This window comes from Halomicrobium sp. HM KBTZ05, assembly GCF_041530035.1.
In the GTDB taxonomy this organism is placed as follows: domain Archaea; phylum Halobacteriota; class Halobacteria; order Halobacteriales; family Haloarculaceae; genus Halomicrobium.
In genome coordinates this window covers 188,971-210,022 of the sequence record NZ_CP168058.1, presented here as the reverse complement: position 1 = coordinate 210,022, position 21,052 = coordinate 188,971, and the positions used below count along the sequence as shown (strand labels likewise).

Here is a 21,052-nt window from a genome sequence, read left to right as displayed (position 1 = left end):
AGATAGGATGACACACGTGAGCGTTATCGGCTGTGGTAACATGGGTGGGGCCTTCGTGAAGGGGCTCGCCCAGACCGGAGCCTACGAAGTGACAGCGATCGACCTCGATCCCGAGGCGCTGGCGTCGGTCGCCGACGACGCCGACGAGACGACCGACGACGTCGACGCGGCTCGGGAAGCAGAGATCGTCGTATTGGCAGTCAAACCGAAGGCAGTCTCGGCAGTCCTCGCTGATCTCGATCTCCGACCGGACCAGTCGCTTCTCACCATCGCAGCGGGCGTCCCGCGGTCGTTCGTCGCGGGCGAGACCGACGCGACGGTCGTCCGGATCATGCCGAACCTGGCGGCCGAGACCGGCGACATGGCCGCGGCGGCCACCCGATCGGGGATCGACGACGACGTGCGGGAACTGCTGGACGCGGTCGGCGAGTTCGTCGAGATCGACGAGGCGCTGATGGACGTGTCGACGGCAGTCAACGGCAGCGGCCCGGCCTTCGCCTTCTACCTCATCGACGCGATGAAGGAGGCCGGCATCGACGGCGGCCTCGACCCGGAGCAGGCCGAGACGCTGGCGGCCCAGACGTTCAAGGGCGCAGCCGAGACGGTCCTCCGAGACGACCGGAGCGTCTCCGAGCTCATCGACGCCGTCTGCTCGCCCAACGGGACGACCATCGAGGGGATGGAGGTCCTGTGGGACAGCGACGCCGACACGGCGGTCGTCGAGGCCGTCGAAGCCGCCGAGCAGCGGTCCCGAGAACTCGCCGAGGAGTTCGACGATGAGTGAGCAGTCGGCGATCGCGACCGTCGACGAGGCGACCGTCGAGCGGGCGCGCGAGCAGGCCGCCGACGCCCAGCGCGTGATCGTCAAGGCAGGGACGAACTCGCTGACCGACGCCGACTCCCAGCTCGATCGCGTGAAGCTCGACAAGCTGGTCAGCGACATCATGGACCTCCGAGAGCGAGGGAAAGACGTACTGCTGGTCTCGTCGGGCGCGGTCGGTGCAGGCAAGGGGCTGATCGACGAGGAGACCGAGACCGTCGAGGAGAGCCAGGCCCTCTCGACGGTCGGACAGAGCCACCTGATGCGCCACTACACCCAGAGCTTCGACCGCTACGACCAGACGGTCGCACAGATCCTGCTGACCGAGCACGATCTGGCCAACCCCGAACGGTTCACGAACGTCCGCAACACCATCGAGACCCTGTTCGACTGGGGGATCGTGCCGATCATCAACGAGAACGACGCGATCGCGACCGAGGAGATCCAGATCGGCGACAACGACATGCTCTCGGCGTCGGTGGCCATCGGCGTCAACGTCGACCTCCTGGTGACCCTGACCGACGTCGGCGGCGTCTACACGGGCAACCCGAAAGACGACGACGACGCGGAGCTGATCGAGGCCGTCGGCACGAACTACGACGCCGTCCAGTCGCTCGTCGACGACAGCACCACCGCCGAGTTCGGCGGCATCCAGACGAAAGTCGAGGGCGCGCGCGACGTGAGCGAACACGGCACACCGGCGATCATCGCCGGCTCGGCTGACCGCGACGTGCTGGAACGGATCGCTACTGCCAAATCGGTGGGCACGCTATTCGTCCCGATAAACGGAGCCACAGATGACTGAGTACGACACCGAATCCCAGGTGACCGACGCACAGCACGCCGCACTGCGGCTGGCAAACGTCGACGAGGCGACCCGCGACGCTGCGCTGGAGTCGATCGCCGACGCCATTCGCGACCACGAGGGAGAGATCCGCGAGGCCAACGCGACCGACGTCCAGGAGGCAGAGGCCATGCTCGAACGCGGCGAGTACACCCAGGCGCTCGTCGATCGCCTGAAGCTCGACGACGCGAAACTGGAGAGCATCGCCGAGATGGTCGAGAGCGTCGCCCAACAGGACGATCCCCTCGGCGAGACGCTCGCGGCCCGCGAACTGGACGCGGACCTCGAACTGTACAAGGTCGCCGTGCCGATCGGCGTCGTCGGCACCATCTTCGAGTCGCGGCCGGACGCGCTGGTCCAGATCGCCGGCCTCGCGCTCAAGTCCGGCAACGCCGTCATCCTCAAGGGCGGCAGCGAGGCCAGCGAGTCCAACCGCGTCCTCTACGAACTCATCCGCGAGGCGACCGCCGAGCTGCCCGACGGCTGGGTCCAGCTCATCGAAGCCCACGAGGAGGTCGACGCGCTGCTTGAGATGGACGACAAGGTGGACCTGCTGATGCCCCGTGGCTCCTCGGAGTTCGTCTCCTACATCCAGAACAACACCCAGATCCCCGTGCTGGGCCACACCGAAGGGATCTGTCACGTCTACGTCGACGAGGCCGCAGACCTCGAACAGGCCGAAGAGATCGCCTTCGACGCCAAGGTCCAGTACCCGGCGGTGTGTAACGCCGTCGAGACGCTGCTGGTCGACGACAGCGTCGCAGCGACGTTCCTGCCGACGATCGTCGAGCGCTACGAGGCGGCCGGCGTCGAACTCCGCGGTGACGAGGCGACCCGCGAGATCGTCGACGTGGGCGAGGCGACCGAGGACGACTGGGACAGCGAGTACGGCGACCTCGAGCTGTCGATCAAGGTCGTCTCGGACGTGTACGAGGCCGTCGAGCACGTCAACGCTCACGGCTCGAAACACACCGAGTCGATCGTCACCGAGGACGCCGAGACCGCCGAGCTGTTCATGACCGGCATCGACGCCGCGAGCGTCTTCCACAACGCCTCGACGCGCTTCGCCGACGGCTACCGCTACGGCCTCGGCGCGGAGGTCGGCATCTCGACGGGGAAGATCCACGCTCGCGGCCCGGTCGGTCTGGCCGGGCTGACGACCTACAAATACTACCTCGAAGGCGACGGCCAGCTCGTGGCCACCTACGCGGGCGACGACGCCAGGGCCTTCACCCACGAAGACTTCGACGGCGAGTGGACGCCCGGCCGTCTCGCCGGCGAGTAGCGAGACAGTCGATCTGACGGGGGCGTCGCCTCGGCCGGCCCAGGGGTCCGGGTCTATATAGCCCTCACACCCGGTCGGTACCACGACGTACCGTCCCTACCCGGTGATCGCGGTATAGAGGTGTAATATAAAACACCTTTAGCCGGATTGCCGGACCACCGCGTGTGACTGATCACACACGACGCGGGTTCCTGACCGTGGCGGGCTCGGCGGCGGCTGCCACAGTCGCAGGGTGTAGCGGCACCGAAGCCATCGGCGGCGGTGGCGGCGAGACCTACGAGGTCGGCCACGGCGACTACCAGACGACCGTCAGCGAGAGCGACTTCCCCTCGGACAGACTCTACATCTACGCCGTCCAGACGGGGTGGTCGAACTGGGGTGCCGTCATGGACGCCTTCGACGAGCGCTACGGCGTCAAGTTGAACGACGACCAGCGCACCTCCGGCGAGGCGCTCACGCACATCCGATCGAACGCCGAGAACCCCACCCACTCGGCGTACAACGGCGGCTACTCGTTCGGTATCACCGCCATGGAGGAGGGGTTTACCACGGACTACAAGCCGGCCAACTGGGACGCCGTCCCGTCGGATCTGAAGACGGACAACGGCCACCTCACGGCGACCCGGCAGATGACGACGGCGGTCACCTACCGCAAGGACATCTACGAGGAACGCGGGCTGGGCGAGCCCGAGAGCTGGGAGGACTTCAAACACCCCGACGCAGCCAAGGACTTCTGCGTGACCCCGCCCCACTCGGCCAACGGGCTGGCGACGGCGCTGTCGATCAACAACGCCTACGGCGGGACGATGGACGATCTTGGACCGGTCGTCGAGTACTACAACGACATCGCCCAGGAGGGGGCAGACGTGCGTCGCAACATCACCGGCGACTTCACCAGCGGCGAGGTCTCGGCGGTCGCCCAGTACGACTACACCGCCCTGGAGATGAAGTACAACCACGAGGAGGTGCCCGCGGAGGACGTCGGCGTCGCGATCCTGCCCGGCCCCGAGGGCGACGCCGGAGCGATGAACATCCCGTACGGCTACGGCATGCTCGACGGCGCACCGAACCCGGAGACGGCGAAGCTGTTCATGGACTTCGTCCTCTCGCTGGAGGGCCAGCGGCTGTTCTTCGACGCGTTCGTCCGGCCGATCCGGGCCGGCGAGCTGGAGATGCCCGACGAGTTCCCCGACCAGGCGACCTACGAGGCGGCGGAGTTCACCGTCGACCAGCTGGATCTCGTCGAGCGACAGGAGCCCATCATCGATCGGGTGACCTCGGAGTCGGACATCCCCGGCATCCAGGGGTAACTCGGACGGGGACGCAGCTATGAGCACCACCACCTGGTTCGAACTGTCGGCTGCCAGAGACACTCTCACACCCGAGACAGAGCGCGACCGGCGACGGCGACGCATTCTCGTCCTGTGTGCGCCCTTCCTCGTCCTGGCCGCGGTGGCCGCGTTCGTCCCGCTGGCGACGATGGTCCGGATGAGCGTCTCCGCGGACCGGTTCGCGAACGTCGGGTTCTCGGCGTCGGCCTGGCGGACGCTGGCGACGGACCCGCTGTATCGACAGGTCGCCGTGAACACGCTGTGGTTCGCGGCCGCGACGAGCGCCGTCAGCGTCGCGCTGGGCGTCGCGGTGTCACACGCGTTCGCGAAGTACTCGCTGCCCTTCGAACGCGTGCTCGTCTCGGTGGTCTCGTTCCCCATCGCGCTCCCCGGGATCGTCGTCGCGTTCATGGTCGTCGCACTGCTGGGCCGGCAGGGACTGGTGACGAACGCGGTCGCGTTCTTCAGCGGTCAGGGGCCGATCGACCTGGCGACCGCGACGACCGTGACGGGGCTGTTCGTGGGCTACGTCTACTCGCTGCTCCCGCGGGCGACGATGGTCCTGCGCGGGACCTACGCCGAGGTCAACACCGACGCCGAGCAGGCGGCCAGAGCGCTCGGTGCCGATCCGCTGCGGACGTTCTACTACGTCACGCTGCCCGAGATCCGTCCCGGGATCGTCGCCGCGTTGTTGCTCACGTTCCGGACGGCACTGGCGATCTTCGGCACGGTCCTGGTCTTGCAGGGGTTGAACGTCGCGACGCTCCAGCTCAGTCAGGTGATCTCGGTCGGCTACGAGAGCCAGATCGCCGCCAGCATCGGGCTGGTGTACTTCGCGTTCATCCTCGCGGTCACGTTCGTCGGCCTGCGCTACACGGAAGCGGACGTGATCCGGCGATGACGACGCTCCGGACGCCCCGGTCGCTCGGGAAGACCGCGGTCACGCTGGTGACGGGACTGGTCCTCGCGGTGCTCGTGGTCCCGATCGCGCTGACGTTCGTCTCCTCGTTCGCGCAGTCGGCTACCGGTGTCGTTCCCACCGGCTTCGTCACCTTCGAACACTGGCGGACGGCGCTGGGCCTGACCGACGTGGGCGCGCGCAGGGGGATCGGCTCCGGCCTGTGGTTCAGCGTCCTCCTGGCGACCGGCGGGATGGTCGTCAACCTCGTCGTCGGCGTGCCGATCGCCTACGCGCTGACCCGCTACGAGTTCCGGGGCCGAGAGTGGCTGAACACGCTCGCGGTCCTGCCACTCGTGCCGGGGATCATCCTCGGGATCGCGTTCCTGCGGACCTATCCCGACAACGCCGGGACGGCCTTCGGACTCGTCGTCGGCTACGCGCTGTTGAAGTCGCCGTACATGGTGTTGACCGTCCAGAGCGCGTTCCAGTCGATGGATCTCCGCCAGCTCGAAGAGAGCGCGCGCTCGCTGGGGGCGTCGTGGCCCCGGACGTTCGTCACCGTCATCGTCCCCAACGCCAGGGGCGGGATCCTCGCGGGCTCGATCATCACGTGGACGCTGGCCGCTGCGGAGTTCAACTTCACCTACATGGTGTACACCCGCGGGCCAAAGCCCTTCTCGCTGTTTCTCTACGAGAACATCAGTCGCGCTCCGTTCCTGCAGTCGGCGGCGGCCATCTCGATGTACTTCTGTCTCGTCGTCGCCGCCATCCTCGTGCTACAGACCGTCGGTCGACACGGATTCACTACGACATGACCACTCGAACACACACTCACGGGAGGCAGACGCATGGTCGCCGTTGAACTCGACGGCGTTCGCAAGACCTACGGCGACGAGGTCGCGGTCGAGGCGCTCGACCTGACCGTCGCCGACGGCGAGATCCTCGGCGTCGTCGGGCCGTCGGGCTGTGGCAAGACGACGACGCTGCGGACGATCGCCGGCTTCGAGACGCCGACGGCCGGCCGGGTCCGGTTCGCCGACGAGGACGTGACCCACGTCCCCCCAGAGCGGCGAAACGTCGGGCTCGTGTTCCAGTCGTACGCGCTGTTCGACAACATGAGCGTCCTCGCGAACGTCGCGTTCGGCCCGAAGATGCAGGGCGTCGAGAAGGCCGAGCGACGGGACCGCGCCACGGAGCTGCTGGAGCTGCTCGACATCGCCGAACTCGCCGACAGAGCGCCCGAGACCCTCTCGGGCGGGCAACAACAGCGGGTCGGCCTGGCGCGTGCGCTCGCGATCGAGCCGAACATCCTCCTGCTGGACGAGCCCATGACGGGACTGGACGCCAAGCTCAAGGATCGGCTCCGGCGCGAGATCGGGAGCCTGCTCGACGAGCTGGGCGTCACCGCGCTGTACGTGACCCACGACCAGGAGGAGGCGATGGCGATGTGTGACCGCATCGCAGTGTTGAACGACGGCCGCCTCGAACAGGTCGGCACGCCTCGCGAGATCTACGAGTCGCCCGCAAACGAGTTCGTCGCCGGATTCGTCGGCTCGGCGAACCTGCTCGACGCACAGCTGGACGACGGCACGGTCGACCTGGGATTTGCGCGACTGGACGCGGTCGCGGACGACACGAGCGGGGACGCGACGGTCGTCGTCCGACCCGACGACATCGCGGTCGGCAGCGGTTCGATCCCGGTGACGATCCAGGAGTACCAGTATCTCGGTGAGACGACCAGCGCCGTCGGGGAGTTGCCCGACGGACGGCAGTTGCGCTTGCGCCTGAACGGCACCGCCGAGGAGACGACCGTCGGAACCACAGTTTCGGTCGCGATCGACCCCGACGGCGTCGCCATCGTCGACACCGCCTGACTGCGCGCGGACACTCGGTCAGGGCAGGTAGGTCGCGAGGAAGTTCACGAGCCGGTCCAGCCACTCGATTTTCCCGTCGTCCGTCTCGGAGTCTTCCTCGTCTCGTGTCATGGACCGAGCTACGCCCACCTGAAGTATATGTTCTGCTGTCGTGAGGTCGAAGGCCAGCGGAGAGTCACAGATTAGCTTAGCTCAGTAGCTCAGCTATACTCTGTCGAGCCGCCGTTCCTGGATGTCCGGTGTCTGTACGGCGACGCTACGCCCTCGGAGCGAGGTGGTGCCGAGCCTTCTGGGACGCGAGAGTCCGCCGTCTACTGCTGGGTCTCGCCGCCGTCGACCGGGAGGGCGTGGCCGGTGACGAACGACGCCTCGTCGGAGCACAGCCAGACGACGGCGCTCGCCACTTCGTCCGGGGAAGCGGCCCGCCCCATCGGGACCTCCTCGACGGCCGCGGTGCGTTCCACCTCGGACATCGACGCCAGCGCGGGCGTCTCGACGATCGTCGGACAGACCGCGTTGACGCGAACGCCCTCCGCCGCGGTTTCGAGGGCGGCCGTCCGGGTCAAGCCGACGACGCCGTGTTTGCTGGCGGCGTACGGTGACCGTCCGGGACTGCCACGGAGCCCGGCCTTCGAGGAGACGTTGACGATCGCTCCGCCGCCGGAGTCCGAGAGTGCGGGAATCTCGTGTTTCATGCCGGCCCAGACGCCGGTCTGGTTCACGTCGAGGACGCGCGCCCACTCGTCTTCGTCGATCTCCGGGAGCGGGGCCGGCGTGTTCCCGATCGCGGCGTTGTTGACCGCGTAGTCGAGTCGACCGTACTCGTCGAGCGTGGCCTCGACGAGCGCGGCGATCGAGTCGCTCTCGCTGGTGTCGACCTCGACGAAGGTCGCGTCGCCGTCGTCGGCTGCGATCTGTTCGACGGTCGCTGGACCGCCCGTCGTGTCGATGTCGGCGACGACGACGGTTGCCCCCTCGGCGGCGAACCGCGTGGCAGTTGCGCGACCGATCCCCGATCCTGCACCGGTGACGAGTGCGACGGTGTTCTCGAAGTCGTACATCAATTACTTGTATTGAATATTTAGTCAAGTAGTTTCTGGTATCGGGCCTCAATGGTGAACACGAGCATTACTGTCGAGTGATTCGCCGTTTTCCGAAGGCGGCAGATATAAGTATTGACTATTTCTTCGTAACGGACGAAGCCACCCGTCGACAATGACTCACCACCACACCGGTCCGTCCGAGTCCCCCCTCGCGTACTGTCACGAGGCTGTCCAGGGCGTCTCGCGCACGTTCGCACTGACGATCGACGCGCTCGACTCGCCGCTGGCCGACCAGATCTGTGTCGGCTACCTGCTCTGTCGGATTCCGGACACGGTCGAGGACGCGAACCACGTCCCGGCGGCGACACAGCAGGACCTCCTGGCGACGTATCGCGAGGTCCTCCAGCCCGGTTCGTCGACGTCGATCGAGTCGTTCACTCGGCAGGCCCGAGAGTGGATACCGGCCCAGAACCCCTCACCGGACTGGGAACTCGTCGGGAACGCACCGACCGTGATGGCCGCATTCGAGCAGTTCGACCGACCCACGCGGGAGGCGATGCTGCCGCCGGTCCGCGAGATGACCACGGGAATGGCCCGGTTCGTCGAGCGGTACGCCGACGAGCCGGGGATTCGCATCCAGACGGGCACCGAGCTACGGAGCTACTGTCACTACGTCGCGGGCACCGTCGGGACCCTGATCACGAACCTCCTCGCAGAGCAGTCCCTCTCCGAGGCTCGGGAGACGGCGCTGCGACACAACGGCGAACACTTCGGCCGGCTCCTCCAGCTGGTGAACATCGCGAAGGACGTACACGACGACTACGTCGCCGAGAACAACGTGTACCTCCCCGCGGAGTGGCTGGCCGCCGAGGGAGTGCCACAGGATCGGGTCGTCGACGACGACCTCCGCTCGGAAGCCGTCGCGGTGCTGTCACGGACACTCGACCGGGCACGGCAGCACCTCGATCCCGCCCAGTCGTACATCGAGGAGATGCCACTGGGCGGCGGGAACACCGTCGTCGCGTGGACCGTGCCGTACCTGCTAGCGGTCGGGACGCTGCGAGAACTGCGCGCGAACCCCGGAGCGGCGTTCACCGAGGAGGCGGTGAAGGTGTCTCGGAAAGAGGTGCGAACGATCGTGAGCGCGGTGTCGGCGACCGATCGCCAGCGGCTCGATCTGCTGCGCGAGACGGTTGCTGCGAGCCCGCTCGAAGCAGTCCCGCAGCGACTCTCTCACTGACGGATCGGTGCAGCCGAGCACACGACGACGGCGCGAGCGGAGCGGGTTCAGTCGTCGCTGTCGGCGTCCGCCGTCGAGATGCGGGCGACGTGGGCGTCGATCGCTCGCTTCAGCGGTTCGATGGACGTGTCCGGCTCGTAGACCGTGAGACGGCGGGCACGAGTGCCGACGAGCAGCGAGAGCAGCGCCTCCGCCTCGGCGTCGACGTCGACGTCGACGAAGTCGTTCGCCTCGATCCCCCGCCGGAGAATGTCTTCGAGGATGTCCCGCAGCTGTGCTTCGACCTCGACGTATTGCTCGCGCACGGCGTCGTCGTGGGGCGCGTTCATGCGGAGTTCGAACATCGCCAGCATCAGTCGATGGGGTTCCTCGTCGACCGTCGTCGGGAGGAGGCGATCGACGAGGGCGTCGAGTTCCTCGCGCGGTGCCGTTCCTCCCTCGGGGAGATTCGCGAGGAAGCCCCCGAGGATGTAGTCGAGAAAGTCGACCAGGAGGTCGTCTCTGCCGTCGTAGTGGTAGTAGAGCAACGCCTTGCTGCGACCGAACTCGTCGGCGATGTGCTGGATCGTGAGGTCGCTGTAGCCGTGTTCCCTGACGGCCCTGTGGGTGGCTTCCATGATGTCCCGCTTGCCGGGCTCCATGTCCTCACCGTAGCCTTCGAAGCTCATTGGAGGGATTTGCCCCGCGAGTGGCCTGTTGCTTTTGATTCCGAGAGCGTTCTTTCGGTCCGCCCCGTGGGCTGGGTTCGAGGGAGCACTCATCGACGACGGTGGCGGCGCGATCGTCGCCCGTTCCCGTGTCGTCGACGCTCTCCCCGGTCAGTACGCTTATGAGCCACTGTCCGTAACTCCCTGGCGATGCCCTCCACGAGCAGTGAGCGCCTGCCGACAGCGGCGGGGTTCGTGCCGGTCGTCCTCGCGAATCTGGTGCCGCTGGTCGGCGTCGTCCGACTGGGCTGGGAGCCGGAGACGCTGGTGGTCGTCTACACGCTCGAAGTGCTGTTCGCGTTCCCGATGGCTGGCGTGAAGGCGCTGTTCGCACAGCAACCGCCACGCACCGACCACGAGGGGTCGACCGTCGTCAGCGTCTCGGACGAGCTGACCAGAAAGCGCGGGAGCGTCACGGTGGTCCCGTGGCTGCCGCCGGTCTACCCGCGAAACGTGCCCTTCGCCCTCGCCGTCGGCGGTGTCGCCGCGTGGTTCGGAATGGCCATCGGCGTCGTGGTCAGTAGGCCGATCCCGGTGGCGGCAGTCGTCAGCCAGCCGGAGGTCCTGTTGAGCGTCGGCACGCTGGTCGTCGGCCAGACCGTCGAGACCTGGCGGGACTTGCGGGACGGACACCACGAGACGACCACGCCGTACGCCGTGATCGAGACGCCGGCCCGACAGGCGTTTTTCCTGGTGTTCGTCCTGTTCGTCGTCCCGGTGACGGCCGTGGCCGGCACGGCTGCGACGCTGGGCGTGTTCGTCGTCGTCAAGCTCCTCGTGGAGTGGTCGGGCTATCGGGCGACCCACGGCGACGGCGGGCGACTCACCGGGTGGCTCTCCGGACCCGACGAGTCGGGCCGTGCGCCAGCGGTCGACGACGTGCCCGCGGGCGAACCGGACGCGCGCGTTCGGACGGACGGCCGCGCGGTGCTGTCCACCGGCGCACTCCAGGCGCTGAGTGAGCGTGCGCCCGTCTACGCGACGTCCTTCGTCATCGTCTGGCTCTTCTCGCTCGTGATCCTCGGCGGGGAGGAGCCGTCCCGAGAAGTCGCGCTCGGCTCCGGTCTCGTCCTGGTCTGTCTGTTCGTCGCACTCCTGGCGGCGCGTGTCGGGACGTTCTACCTCAGGTACGGGACGCTCGAATACCGTCGGTACGACGACCGACTCGTCGCGTACGACAGCCTGCTCGACGAGCCCCAGTGGTGGGCCTCGATCGGGTCGCTACGCGACGCCGAGGTCGTGTCCGATCGGCTCCCCGACCGGCTGCTGGGGACGCGCACGATCTCGCTGGCAGCGGGCTGGGGCGACGATCCGCGGCGCTCGCTCGGACCCGTCGCCGACGCCGAGGCCCTCGTGACGGCGTTCGACCTGCACGTCAGAACGACGGCACTCGCGCCCATCGATCGGCGGGTGGCCGCCGTCGTCGCGGGCTGTGTCGTCGTGATCGTCCTCGCTCCAGTGATCGTCGTGCTCGTGCCGGCGCTGTCCTCGTCGACGGCGCTGCTGTACGGGGTGTTCGTGCTGCCGTTCGCCACCCTCCCGCTGCGGGGCCTCTGGAAGCGAGCGTATCCGGAGGAGAGCACAGCGGCCGAGAGCGACGTGTAGCGACAGCGGTGTGACTCGACCGGCTCGCCGCGTCGTGTCGTCGGCCGAGCGGACGGCCAGCGGCCACCTACAGCCCGGCGGTACGTTCATACTCCAGACGGGCGAAGCGCGAACACCGTGTTCGACGACATCCTCGTTCCGACGGACGGCAGTACCTGTGCAGCGGTCGCGCTCAGCGCCGCCGAAGCGATGGCGAAGCGATACGGAGCGACGATTCATCTCCTGTCCGTGGCCGATGCGCGGATCGAGGACCACACCGTCGGCGACGAGAGTCAGCACGCGGCACACGAGGCGATCGTTCGCGACGCACGCGAAAATCTCTCGGCAGAGATCGGCGTCGTGGAGGCAGTCGAGCGGGGACTGCCACACGAGGCGATCGTCGAGTACGCCGACGAGGCGTCGGTCGACCTCGTGATCATGGGCACCCACGGGCGGACCGGCGTTCAGCGATACGTGCTGGGCAGCGTCACCGAGAAGGTGCTCCGACTGGCCGAGACGCCCGTGCTCACGGTCCGGGGAGAGGACGCCGACGTGCGCCCGACGCCCTTCGAAGACGTGCTGATCCCGACCGACGGCAGCGACGCCGCGAACGCGGCGATCGATCCGGCCCTCGACATCGCCGGTGCGTACGACGCCCGCGTCCACACGCTCTCGGCGATCGAGCCGCTGTCGATGGGCGTCGACGTTCGGTCACACGTCATCGTGGAGGCACTCGAAGAACGGGCCCAGGCGGCCGTCGACGGCGTGGCCGAGCGAGCCGAGAGCGCGTCGCTCGGACCGATCGAAACCGCCGTCGAGTTCGGCGATCCGTACCGACAGATCCGGAACTACGTCGAGGAGAACGACATCGATCTGGTCGTCATGGGAACCCACGGGCGAAGCGGCGTCGAGCGGTTCCTGCTGGGCAGTGTCACCGAAAAGCTCGTCCGAACGTCGGCTGCTCCCGTGATGACAGTCAGACAGCCAGAGAACAGTGGCGACTAGCGACGATTTCGTCGTTTCTACGCCCAAGTAAGAGGATATCTATACAGTGCTCGATTCCTGTGCCTGTTTAGTCGAGAAGTTCGCTGGATACTCGTTTCCTGTGCCCAGACCGTCGTTAGACTTCGGTCCGTCCGGTCAGTTCGTCGGGGACGAGGCGGTAGAACTCGAACGATACTTCTCGGAGCGGTCGGTCGAAGATGTCCACCAGCGGGATGTCGACGTGTTCGAGCCCTGCTAGCGTCTCGGTCTCGATGCCCTCGCGCTCGACGTCTTCGAGTCTGCCGCGGGCGACGACGCTCTGCCAGCCCCCGGACTCCTCCCGATACGTGACGAACGACGCCGGCCGGTCGTCGAGGTCGCCCTTCGCGGTGTCGACGCCCACGGCCAGTCGGAAGTAGAACGTACTGGCCGCCGCGTCGTACCCGTACGACACCGGGATCGAGTGCGGTGGCTCGTCCCCGGCAGCGAGCGAGAGGACGCCCGTCCCGCCGCTGTCGAGGATCTCGTCGCGCTCCGCGGCCGACATGCTGACCGGGGTTTCTTTCGACATAGTTGACAGGACGGCGGGGATCACAATAAGTGCACTGTCGGTGGGGTGGCGAGGGCAACAGTCACTGTCGTCGCTTCCCAGCGAGGCTCGCTGGGACATCGCTGTAACCGCCCGTACGAGGCCGCCGAGAACTATTTACCGTTCCGTCGGCTACGAGCGGTCACGATGATGGCGACGACGCACGCGCTCTGGGGGATGGCGGTCGCGTTACCGGTCCTGGCGAGCGAGCCGACGCTCGCGCCGGTGGCCTTCGGAGCGGGACTCGTGGGTGGCCTGCTCCCCGACCTCGATCTCTACGCCGGCCACCGGAAGACGCTGCACTATCCGGTGTACGCGCCGCTGGCCGCCGTCCCGGCAGTCGCACTCGCGATCGCCACGCCCTCGACGGTGACGGTCGGGGTCGCCGTGGGCCTCACCGCGATGGCGCTCCACGCCGTCACCGACGCTGCGGCCGGTGGGCTCGAACTCCGGCCGTGGCTCGCCGACTCGGACCGGGCCGTCTACAGCCACTATCACGGCCGCTGGATCCGGCCCCGGCGGTGGGTCCGCTACGACGGTGCCCCCGAGGATCTCGCCGTCGCCGGCATCGCGACCGTGTCACTCGCCGCGGTCGCCGGCAGTGCCGTCACCGCGGTCGCCGTCGCGTTGCTGGCGGTCTCGGCCGTGTACGTCCTGGTGCGCAAGCCGCTGGCGACGCTGGCCGAGCGCCTCGTCGGCCTGCTCCCGACACCCATCGTGTCGTACGTCCCCGAACGCTACCGCGAGAGTCGGTAGTCCCTGCGATCGGGAACGATGCCACCGATTTATCTGACTGCTGGGCGAACACCGCGGTGATGTACGACCGAATCCTCCTCCCGACAGACATGAGCCCCGGTGTCGACCGAGCGATCGAGCACGCGATCGACGCCGCCGAGCGGTACGACGCCGCCCTCCACGTGCTGTACGTCGTCGACGCCGACGCCTACAGCTCCTACCCCGGCGACGAGTACGTCCACGAGTTCGAGGGACTGGAACACGCGCTCGAAGAGGCCGGCCGCGACGCGGTCGAAGCGATCACCGCCACGGCGGCCGACGCCGGGGTCGACACGGTGAGCGAGATCCGCCACGGCGTCCCACACGAGGAGATCCTCGCGTACGGCGACGAGGCCGACATCGACCTGACTGTCGTCGGGTCGAAGAACCGAGCCGGCGAGTACCGTCGGTTGCTCGGCAGCGTCGCGGAGCGGGTCGCTCGACTGTCGGAACGGCCCGTGACGGTCGTGAAGACGCCGGTCGAATCGTCCTGATACTGCCGGCTGTCACTGTTGCAAGCGATGCGCGACCACGGGGTCCCAAATTCGTGACAGACGGACAGCCGGCAGTATGAGCACGCCGACGACCACCCGGCGGTGGCACGCGACACCGCTATGTGTGTCGCCCGAGCAGTACGACTACGAACGATGCCACCGGACGAACGAGCGATCGAGCGGACCATCAGATACGGGTTAGTGGCGGTGTTCGTCCTGGGGCTCCGTCGGCGCGACCCCGGCACGGTCGTCAACGCCGCCGTCGGCGTGGTTGGCACCTACCTGACCGAGTTCGTCGAGCGAACGTGTGGCGTGACACTGGAGCCGTGGCACCACCTGTACGTCGACACCGCGATGATCACTCACGCCGTGGGAATGCTGGGGCCGTACGACGACATCCGGTGGTGGGACCACGTCACCCACACCCACTCGGCGACGATTCTCGGCGGGGCCGTCTTCGCGATCTGTCGGCGAACGGGCCGCGATCCCGGTCCGAGAGTCGTCGCCGCCGTCGCCTGTGGCGGCCTGCTGTGGGAACTCGTCGAGTACGCCATCCACGTCGGAGCCGATCAGATCGGCGTCGAGCCGATCCTCGTGAACTACGGCAAGCGCGATACGCTGCTCGATCTGCTGTTCGACCTCGTCGGCGCAGCGCTCGTCCTCGCGCTCGGTGATCGCGTTCTCGGGGATCTGGCGACGACGGACGCCTGACGAGTCAGAAAAAGCTGAGAGAAAACGGCGATCTGTCGAGAGAGTGCGTGCAGACGCGACTCGAAAGTGACATTTGGCTGGTGGGACTCTCGGAGGCGGCGACGAACGGCACGTGTTGGGGAATCTTTCGTACCGAGTGATACTATCTAGCGCCTGTACAGCATCAGTGACAGGCATCGGGCCATACAAGATAGGACTCGTGCAGAGACGAATCTCGTCCCGTATTAGAGAAGCGAGCGGACGAGGGTCGAGCATCGCTCGACGAACAGTGATCGATACCGGACGACAGCACGCTAGTCCAGCAATGCTGGATCGTAGTGGGAAAAGAACGAACACCGGAGTCGCCGAGATGGCGGGGCAACGTCCCGCACTGATCGTCACCGGCCGACGGTTTGCTTTACACACTTAGTACTGTAAAGCTCTGCGGCGGGTGACCGACAGCACGGACGAGCGAGGACACTGGGCAGGGTGTGCTCCCGTCGAGAGCGGCCCGCAGTGGCAGACTCGACGACGGCAGCTAGCTGGACGAAGTTTGTGTATGCACAATAGTATCCAGATATATAGACCTTTATTCTCTATAAGATAATATTGGTCGTGCTTTACTGTATACAGTTTGCTAACACAGACCCCGTCCGGAGTTCGTCGAGGCGAAGCCGCCGTAATGTGACCTCTCGCGCACACACAGACGTTTTCGAGCTTTATTGGACGTTCGTATTGCATTGCTGGACAGATCGTGTGGGACAGCTTCGCCGTGGATCGATGGTCGTGGGACGCTCGGCCGTCTCGTCGTACGGCAGCTTGCCAGTTGATGCGGCGAGGCGCTGGACGACTCGGTGTCGGACTACGTGTACGTGATGTTGAGTTCGATGACGTTGGCGACGCTCTTGAGCTTCGCGGGGAGTTCCGAGCGGAAGCGATCCCCCTGGAGTCGACTCGTCGGCCCGGAGACGCTGATCGCGCCCTCGACGACGTCGTCGTTGTTCACGATCGGGACGGCGACACACCGCAGGCCCTTGACGCGGGCTTCGTCGTCGAAGGCGACGCCCTCCGTTCGAACGCGTTTCAGGCGCTCGAACAGTTCGTCGCGTTCGGTGATCGTGTTCTCGGTCATCTCCGGGAGACCGTGTTGCTCGATGATCTCGTCGACGCGTTCCTCGGGGAGGTGCGCGAGGATCGCGTTGCCCAGTGCCGTGCTGTGGAGGTTGACCCGCTGGCCGACGTAGGAGTCGGTCTTGACGGCGTCGGGTCCGTGATCGCGGTGGATGTAGATCCCCTTGCCGTTCTCCTCGACGAGGAGGTTCGCCATCTCGCCGGTCTCCTCGGCCAGGTCGGTCACTTCGTCCCGGGCGATGTCGTAGATCTGCTCTCTGTGCCGGGCCTTGCCTCCGAGCGCGAGGTGTTTGAGGCTGAGCCGGTAGGTGCTGCCCTCCTTGACGACGTAGCCGTCCCCCTCCAGCGTGCTCAGGTAGTTGTGGATGCTGCTCTTCGAGAGCGAGAAGGCGTCGGTCAGTTCCATCAGACTCGCCTCGTTGCGGCGGCGCAACTCTTCGAGGATCTGGAAGGCCGTTTGCACTGACTGTATCTCGCCGGAGTTGTTCCGTTGGGGCATCGTTGTCGTGTTTCCCGTGTGTGATAATAAAGCTACTCCACCAATACTGAACGCCGGTCGCCGATGTCCGAACAGACGGTGGCTCGTCTCCCTCGAAAATCCGCCGCCAGCAGCGTGACACCGCCGGTCCGGGCTTCCAAAGAGGCTAAATGAGTGGGGCCTAATCGACCAGATATGCGTCAGATGCCAGCGATTGGACTCGGGACGTGGCAAAACACCGACCCGGACACCTGTCGAGAGAGCGTCCGGCTCGCGCTCGAAGCGGGTTACCGCCACGTCGACACCGCACAGTACTACGACAACGAAACGCTCGTCGGAGAGGGCATCGCCGAGGCCGACGTGCCCCGAGAGGAGGTGTTCGTGGCGACGAAGGTCCACGCCGAGAAGTTCGGACTCGCCCACGAGGAAGTGATCGAGGGACTGGCGGCCAGCCTCGACCGCCTCGGTCTCGACTCGCTGGACCTGCTGTACGTCCACTGGCCGGTGGGCAACTACGATCCCGCGGAGACGATGCCGGCGTTCGACGAACTCCGAGAACGGGGACTGATCGACCACGTCGGCCTGAGCAACTTCTCGGTCGAGCTCCTCGACGAGGCGCTTGCAGAACTCTCCGCCCCGCTGTTTGCCCACCAGGTCGAGATGCACCCGCTGCTCCAGCAGGACGAACTGCTGGCCCACGCGCGCGAACACGACTACAACCTCGTGGCCTACTCGCCGCTGGCACGCGGGAACGTCTTCGAACTGCCCGAACTCCAGTCGATCGCGGAGAAACACAGCGTCAGTGAGGCACAGGTCAGTCTCGCCTGGCTCCAGTCCAAAGACGTGGTGACGCCGATCCCGAAGGCGTCGAGCGAGCCGCACATCCGCGACAACCTCGCGTCACGCGAACTCGAACTCGACGAGGAAGACATCGAGGCGATCGAGGCGATCGACCGGACCGAGCGGTTCGTCGAGCGCGACGGCGCGCCGTGGCTCTGAGACCGGCGACCGTCCAGTCGTTCGCGACCTCGATCTCGAAGCAGTGACCGCGGACAGTCTCACCAGGACGTGATCGTCACGTCACGCAGCGGACGGTCGAGGGGAACGTCGACGACGCCCCCGGTGTAGTGTGAGACGTAGAAGCCGACGATCATCTCCAGCGATCGCACGGCCTCCGCGCCGGGCGAGTAGTTCTCCGACTCACCAGCGAGGAGGTCCTGCACGTGGGCGGCGGCGTTGGCGAAGGAGTTCTTGTAGTCGTCGTCCCAGGTCCACTCGCCGTCGATGCTGTCCAGCGGCGTCTCGACGTGTTCGCCGTCTTCGAGTCGCCAGTAGCGCCACTCGCCGTCGTCGTTGTTGAGATAGAGTTTCCCCTCGGTGCCGACGAAGTTCAGCGTCATCGAAGAGATGTCGCGCGGGATCGTACAGTCGACCGTCACGAAGGTCCCGTCCTCCATGACCACGTAGCCGCCGCCACCGGCGTCGTCGACCGTCTCGTCGACGTCGAGCGAGTCGACGGCCTCGTTTTCGCCGGTGATGTAGCCGTTGACCTCCCGTGGCACCGTATCGAGCAGGAAGACGAGCGTGTCGAGGACGTGTGTCGAGTTTCGCATCAGTTCCATGCGGTACTGGGTGCTGACCGACCGGACGTCGCCCAGAATGTTCTCGTGCTGGATGAGATAGCGGAGCCGCTGGAGCTTCTCGGTGAACCGGAACGAGTGGTTGACGACCAGTTCCGTCCCCGTCTCCGCGCAGGTGTCGACCATCTCCTGGGCCCGAGACACGTCGGAGGCGATCGGCTTCTCACACCAGATCACGTCCGGGTCCGCGGACGATCGCGCGGCGTCGATCGCGTGGCCGTCGTGGAGATACGACGGCGTACAGATCGAGACCACGTCGAGGTCTTCGCTCGCGAGCATCGTCTCGTGGTCCAGATAGCGGCCACTGTCGGGGATGTCCCACGCGTCGCCGAACGTGTCGAGTTTCTCGCTGTCGACGTCGGCGACGGCGACGAGTTCGATCTCCGAGGTGCTGGCGTAGCCGCCAGCGTGGCTGGCGTCGATCTTTTCGTTTCCGATGGCCTCCTCGTCGTGCATCCCGAGGATGCCCATGCCGGCGATACCGCCCGTTCCGATGATCGCTGCGTTGTAGCTCATAGTGGTCTGTGGTTCTGCGTCGTCGAGTCAAGCCGGATGGCTGGAGCCACTGCTCGACTGACCCATGCGAACCTCTTTCGACAGCGCTATTTATAAATCCTTGAGTTCCACACCGACCGAAGGCACGGAGGTCGTACTGTTGGCTGTCACTTCGTGACGATATTCGCCACCTGGCGTACGACGAAATCGGCCACGGACGGCCGGCAGTGTGGACATCCCCCCGAACTACGACGTGTCGGGCGACGAGCCACAACATACATTGTCCACAGCGCGGTTGGGGTGGTATGGGAAATCCAGTCACGGAGAACCCACTGGCGACGCGGTCGGACGTACAGCGGGCGGTGCGACAGCTCGTCGCACCGCTGGAACCACACCACAGTCCCGGCGGGGCGCTGGTTCGCGTCGGCGCGGCCGGCGCGTCGTTCCCGAACCATGAGGCGGGGATCGAGGGGTACGCTCGCTCGCTGTGGGGCGTCGCCACGCTCGCGGCCGGCGGCGGCGAGTTCGACGGGTGGGAGCGGTATCGGTCGGGACTGGTCAACGGGACGGACCCGGAGCACCCGGAGTACTGGGGCACGATCGCTGACGGGCGACAGAAGGTCGTCGAGGGCTCCTGTCTGGGGATGGCGCTCGGGCTCGTCCCAGAACAGCTCTGGGAGCCACTCGACGAGGCCGAACGCGAGCGAGTGCAGACGTGGCTGACGGCGGCAAACGGCGAGTGGATCCCGGACAACAACTGGCGGTTCTTCCGGGTGCTGGCCAACGTCGGGCTGTCGTCGGTCGAGGCCCCGTTCGACCGCCAGCAGGTCGCGACCGATCTGGACCGCCTCGAAACCTTCGCGCTCGACGACGGCTGGTACGCCGACGGTCCAGACGCCCCGGTCGACTACTACTGTGCGTGGACGATGCACGTCGAAGGGCTCCTCTACGCCTGGCTGGCCGAGGACGACCCCGAGCGCGCGGCCCGGTTCAGACGGCGGGCGATCGAGTTCGCCAGCGAGTACCGCCACCTGTTCGAGCCAAGCGGGCGCGCGGTCCCCTACGGCCGGAGCCTCACCTATCGATTCGCCCAGGCCGCGTTCTGGGGCGCGCTCGCACTCGTCGGTCGAGACGCCGACCTCCCGTGGGGCGAGATCAGGGGGCTGTGGCTCCGGAACCTCCGGTGGTGGTTCGACCAGCCGATCTTCGCCGCCGACGGGACGCTGACCGTCGGCTACCGGTACCCCTCACAGAAGATGACCGAGCGGTACAACTCCCCGTCATCGCCGTACTGGGCGTTTCGGGCGTTCCTGCCCCTGATCGTCGACGCGGACCACCCCTTCTGGACGGCCGACGAGCGGCCCCTTCCCGAACTCGACCGGCAGCGACCGATCGAGGCGGCGGACCTGCTCGTCCGGCGCGAGCCGGACCACGTCGTCGCGTTCACCGGCGGCACCGCCGCGCCCCGCTACCGGAACAAGTACAACAAGTTCGCCTACTCCAGTCACTTCGGGTTCGGCGTCGACGACGGGATCGCCGGACTCGACGCCTGTGGCATCGACAGCACGCTCGTGGTCAGTACGGACGGCGAGCACTTCCGCGGACGGACAGCGGCCCTCGACGGCAGCGTCGACGACGGCGTCGCAGCGTCGACGTGGGACCCCTTCGACGACGTGACAGTCAGGACGAAGGTGCTCCCGGTCGGGCCGTGGCACGTCCGGATCCACCAGCTCGAAGCCGCGCGGGCGATCGAGACCGCGGAAGGCGGCTTCGCGCTGCCGACGACCGAGGAACGGTACGCCGACGACGTGCGAGAGACGACCGAGGGGCAGATGGCGGCAGTGTCGTTCGAGGACTTCAGCGGCCTCCGGGCCGTCGGCGGCGGGGACCGCTGTGAGCCGGCGGTGACGACACCGGTCCCGAACACGAACGTCCAGCACCCACGCACCGCGGTCCCGGTCCTGTCTCGCTCCTTCGAGCCCGGCAGTTACCGGTTCGCGACGGCCGTCCTCGGCGTGCCTGGAACAGCCAGCCCGACGGCGTGGACCGAACCGCCGACCGTCGAGTGGACCTGGTCGGGGGCCACCATTGGCGACGGCGAGGGAGAAACGAGACAGACAGTCAGCCTCGAACAGCAGTAGCAGCGAT

The 21,052-nt window shown here is 66.6% G+C and carries 20 protein-coding genes; 15 read left to right on the top strand and 5 right to left on the bottom strand.

Annotated features, from left to right (window positions below; all coding sequences use genetic code 11):
• Positions 1 to 7 precede the first annotated feature (7 nt).
• From proC to ACAH01_RS16665, 7 genes are all read left to right on the top strand, one after another.
• Positions 8 to 784: a pyrroline-5-carboxylate reductase gene (gene proC, locus ACAH01_RS16695; protein ID WP_372480872.1), complete on the top strand. Its 777-nt coding sequence runs from the start codon at positions 8 to 10 to the stop codon at positions 782 to 784.
• On the top strand, positions 777 to 1,625 hold the full coding sequence (proB, locus tag ACAH01_RS16690) for a glutamate 5-kinase (RefSeq protein WP_170092893.1): 849 nt from the start codon (positions 777 to 779) through the stop codon (positions 1,623 to 1,625). Before proC ends, proB begins: the two co-directional genes overlap by 8 nt.
• Positions 1,618 to 2,949: a glutamate-5-semialdehyde dehydrogenase gene (locus tag ACAH01_RS16685; RefSeq protein ID WP_372480871.1), complete on the top strand. Its 1,332-nt coding sequence runs from the start codon at positions 1,618 to 1,620 to the stop codon at positions 2,947 to 2,949. The genes proB and ACAH01_RS16685 overlap by 8 nt, the downstream gene beginning before the upstream one ends.
• Positions 2,950 to 3,113: 164 nt before the next feature.
• Positions 3,114 to 4,259 (top strand): extracellular solute-binding protein, encoded by a 1,146-nt coding sequence (locus ACAH01_RS16680; protein WP_170092895.1) that lies wholly within the window; start codon positions 3,114 to 3,116, stop codon positions 4,257 to 4,259.
• A 19-nt stretch (positions 4,260 to 4,278) separates the two neighbouring features.
• Positions 4,279 to 5,181: an ABC transporter permease gene (locus ACAH01_RS16675; RefSeq protein WP_372480870.1), complete on the top strand. Its 903-nt coding sequence runs from the start codon at positions 4,279 to 4,281 to the stop codon at positions 5,179 to 5,181.
• Positions 5,178 to 5,996, top strand: a complete 819-nt coding sequence (locus ACAH01_RS16670) for an ABC transporter permease (protein ID WP_208628492.1) — start codon at positions 5,178 to 5,180, stop codon at positions 5,994 to 5,996. Before ACAH01_RS16675 ends, ACAH01_RS16670 begins: the two co-directional genes overlap by 4 nt.
• 33 nt (positions 5,997 to 6,029) lie before the next feature.
• On the top strand, positions 6,030 to 7,055 hold the full coding sequence (locus ACAH01_RS16665; protein ID WP_372480869.1) for an ABC transporter ATP-binding protein: 1,026 nt from the start codon (positions 6,030 to 6,032) through the stop codon (positions 7,053 to 7,055).
• Positions 7,056 to 7,366: 311 nt separating this feature from the next.
• Here ACAH01_RS16665 and ACAH01_RS16660 read toward each other — a convergent pair whose 3' ends face one another.
• On the bottom strand, positions 7,367 to 8,116 hold the full coding sequence (locus ACAH01_RS16660) for an SDR family NAD(P)-dependent oxidoreductase (RefSeq protein ID WP_372480868.1): 750 nt from the start codon (positions 8,114 to 8,116) through the stop codon (positions 7,367 to 7,369).
• 154 nt (positions 8,117 to 8,270) lie between these two features.
• Here ACAH01_RS16660 and ACAH01_RS16655 point away from each other — a divergent pair, with 154 nt between their 5' ends.
• The gene (locus tag ACAH01_RS16655; RefSeq protein WP_372480867.1) at positions 8,271 to 9,338 is read left to right on the top strand and encodes a phytoene/squalene synthase family protein; all 1,068 of its coding nucleotides are present in this window, start codon (positions 8,271 to 8,273) and stop codon (positions 9,336 to 9,338) included.
• A 47-nt stretch (positions 9,339 to 9,385) separates the two neighbouring features.
• Here the strand turns inward: ACAH01_RS16655 and ACAH01_RS16650 are convergent, their stop codons facing one another.
• Positions 9,386 to 10,006, bottom strand: a complete 621-nt coding sequence (locus ACAH01_RS16650) for a TetR/AcrR family transcriptional regulator (protein WP_170092901.1) — start codon at positions 10,004 to 10,006, stop codon at positions 9,386 to 9,388.
• A 189-nt stretch (positions 10,007 to 10,195) separates the two neighbouring features.
• Here ACAH01_RS16650 and ACAH01_RS16645 point away from each other — a divergent pair, with 189 nt between their 5' ends.
• Both ACAH01_RS16645 and ACAH01_RS16640 read left to right on the top strand, forming a co-directional pair.
• The gene (locus tag ACAH01_RS16645; protein WP_372480866.1) at positions 10,196 to 11,650 is read left to right on the top strand and encodes a DUF6498-containing protein; all 1,455 of its coding nucleotides are present in this window, start codon (positions 10,196 to 10,198) and stop codon (positions 11,648 to 11,650) included.
• Between the two features lie 117 nt (positions 11,651 to 11,767).
• Positions 11,768 to 12,634: a universal stress protein gene (locus tag ACAH01_RS16640; protein WP_372480865.1), complete on the top strand. Its 867-nt coding sequence runs from the start codon at positions 11,768 to 11,770 to the stop codon at positions 12,632 to 12,634.
• Positions 12,635 to 12,749: 115 nt separating this feature from the next.
• On the opposite strand, the gene ACAH01_RS16635 is transcribed toward ACAH01_RS16640, so the two are convergent.
• Entirely contained in the window at positions 12,750 to 13,184 is a 435-nt protein-coding gene (locus ACAH01_RS16635; RefSeq protein ID WP_170092905.1) for a pyridoxamine 5'-phosphate oxidase family protein, read from the bottom strand.
• 165 nt (positions 13,185 to 13,349) lie between these two features.
• Here ACAH01_RS16635 and ACAH01_RS16630 point away from each other — a divergent pair, with 165 nt between their 5' ends.
• From ACAH01_RS16630 to ACAH01_RS16620, 3 genes are all read left to right on the top strand, one after another.
• Entirely contained in the window at positions 13,350 to 13,958 is a 609-nt protein-coding gene (locus ACAH01_RS16630) for a metal-dependent hydrolase (protein WP_372480864.1), read from the top strand.
• A 59-nt stretch (positions 13,959 to 14,017) separates the two neighbouring features.
• Positions 14,018 to 14,470: a universal stress protein gene (locus ACAH01_RS16625; protein WP_372480863.1), complete on the top strand. Its 453-nt coding sequence runs from the start codon at positions 14,018 to 14,020 to the stop codon at positions 14,468 to 14,470.
• Between the two features lie 153 nt (positions 14,471 to 14,623).
• Entirely contained in the window at positions 14,624 to 15,181 is a 558-nt protein-coding gene (locus ACAH01_RS16620; protein ID WP_372480862.1) for a hypothetical protein, read from the top strand.
• 841 nt (positions 15,182 to 16,022) lie between these two features.
• On the opposite strand, the gene ACAH01_RS16615 is transcribed toward ACAH01_RS16620, so the two are convergent.
• Positions 16,023 to 16,790, bottom strand: a complete 768-nt coding sequence (locus tag ACAH01_RS16615; RefSeq protein ID WP_170092909.1) for an IclR family transcriptional regulator — start codon at positions 16,788 to 16,790, stop codon at positions 16,023 to 16,025.
• Between the two features lie 174 nt (positions 16,791 to 16,964).
• Between ACAH01_RS16615 and ACAH01_RS16610 the strand changes: the two genes are divergently transcribed.
• Entirely contained in the window at positions 16,965 to 17,768 is an 804-nt protein-coding gene (locus tag ACAH01_RS16610) for an aldo/keto reductase (protein WP_372480861.1), read from the top strand.
• 59 nt (positions 17,769 to 17,827) lie between these two features.
• On the opposite strand, the gene ACAH01_RS16605 is transcribed toward ACAH01_RS16610, so the two are convergent.
• Positions 17,828 to 18,925, bottom strand: a complete 1,098-nt coding sequence (locus tag ACAH01_RS16605; protein ID WP_153555053.1) for a Gfo/Idh/MocA family protein — start codon at positions 18,923 to 18,925, stop codon at positions 17,828 to 17,830.
• Positions 18,926 to 19,209: 284 nt separating this feature from the next.
• Here ACAH01_RS16605 and ACAH01_RS16600 point away from each other — a divergent pair, with 284 nt between their 5' ends.
• Positions 19,210 to 21,045 (top strand): DUF2264 domain-containing protein, encoded by a 1,836-nt coding sequence (locus ACAH01_RS16600; RefSeq protein ID WP_372480860.1) that lies wholly within the window; start codon positions 19,210 to 19,212, stop codon positions 21,043 to 21,045.
• Positions 21,046 to 21,052 lie beyond the last annotated feature (7 nt).

Excerpts from the sequence above, each read along its gene's own strand:
- proC (WP_372480872.1), top strand. The coding sequence starts at position 8 with ATGACACACGTGAGCGTTATCGGCTGTGGTAACATGGGTGGGGCCTTC.
- proB (WP_170092893.1), top strand. The coding sequence starts at position 777 with ATGAGTGAGCAGTCGGCGATCGCGACCGTCGACGAGGCGACCGTCGAG.
- ACAH01_RS16685 (WP_372480871.1), top strand. The coding sequence starts at position 1,618 with ATGACTGAGTACGACACCGAATCCCAGGTGACCGACGCACAGCACGCC.
- ACAH01_RS16675 (WP_372480870.1), top strand. The coding sequence starts at position 4,279 with ATGAGCACCACCACCTGGTTCGAACTGTCGGCTGCCAGAGACACTCTC.
- ACAH01_RS16670 (WP_208628492.1), top strand. The coding sequence starts at position 5,178 with ATGACGACGCTCCGGACGCCCCGGTCGCTCGGGAAGACCGCGGTCACG.
- ACAH01_RS16665 (WP_372480869.1), top strand. The coding sequence starts at position 6,030 with ATGGTCGCCGTTGAACTCGACGGCGTTCGCAAGACCTACGGCGACGAG.
- ACAH01_RS16660 (WP_372480868.1), bottom strand. The coding sequence starts at position 8,116 with ATGTACGACTTCGAGAACACCGTCGCACTCGTCACCGGTGCAGGATCG.
- ACAH01_RS16655 (WP_372480867.1), top strand. The coding sequence starts at position 8,271 with ATGACTCACCACCACACCGGTCCGTCCGAGTCCCCCCTCGCGTACTGT.
- ACAH01_RS16650 (WP_170092901.1), bottom strand. The coding sequence starts at position 10,006 with ATGAGCTTCGAAGGCTACGGTGAGGACATGGAGCCCGGCAAGCGGGAC.
- ACAH01_RS16645 (WP_372480866.1), top strand. The coding sequence starts at position 10,196 with ATGCCCTCCACGAGCAGTGAGCGCCTGCCGACAGCGGCGGGGTTCGTG.
- ACAH01_RS16635 (WP_170092905.1), bottom strand. The coding sequence starts at position 13,184 with ATGTCGAAAGAAACCCCGGTCAGCATGTCGGCCGCGGAGCGCGACGAG.
- ACAH01_RS16630 (WP_372480864.1), top strand. The coding sequence starts at position 13,350 with ATGATGGCGACGACGCACGCGCTCTGGGGGATGGCGGTCGCGTTACCG.
- ACAH01_RS16625 (WP_372480863.1), top strand. The coding sequence starts at position 14,018 with ATGTACGACCGAATCCTCCTCCCGACAGACATGAGCCCCGGTGTCGAC.
- ACAH01_RS16620 (WP_372480862.1), top strand. The coding sequence starts at position 14,624 with ATGCCACCGGACGAACGAGCGATCGAGCGGACCATCAGATACGGGTTA.
- ACAH01_RS16615 (WP_170092909.1), bottom strand. The coding sequence starts at position 16,790 with ATGCCCCAACGGAACAACTCCGGCGAGATACAGTCAGTGCAAACGGCC.
- ACAH01_RS16610 (WP_372480861.1), top strand. The coding sequence starts at position 16,965 with ATGCGTCAGATGCCAGCGATTGGACTCGGGACGTGGCAAAACACCGAC.
- ACAH01_RS16605 (WP_153555053.1), bottom strand. The coding sequence starts at position 18,925 with ATGAGCTACAACGCAGCGATCATCGGAACGGGCGGTATCGCCGGCATG.
- ACAH01_RS16600 (WP_372480860.1), top strand. The coding sequence starts at position 19,210 with ATGGGAAATCCAGTCACGGAGAACCCACTGGCGACGCGGTCGGACGTA.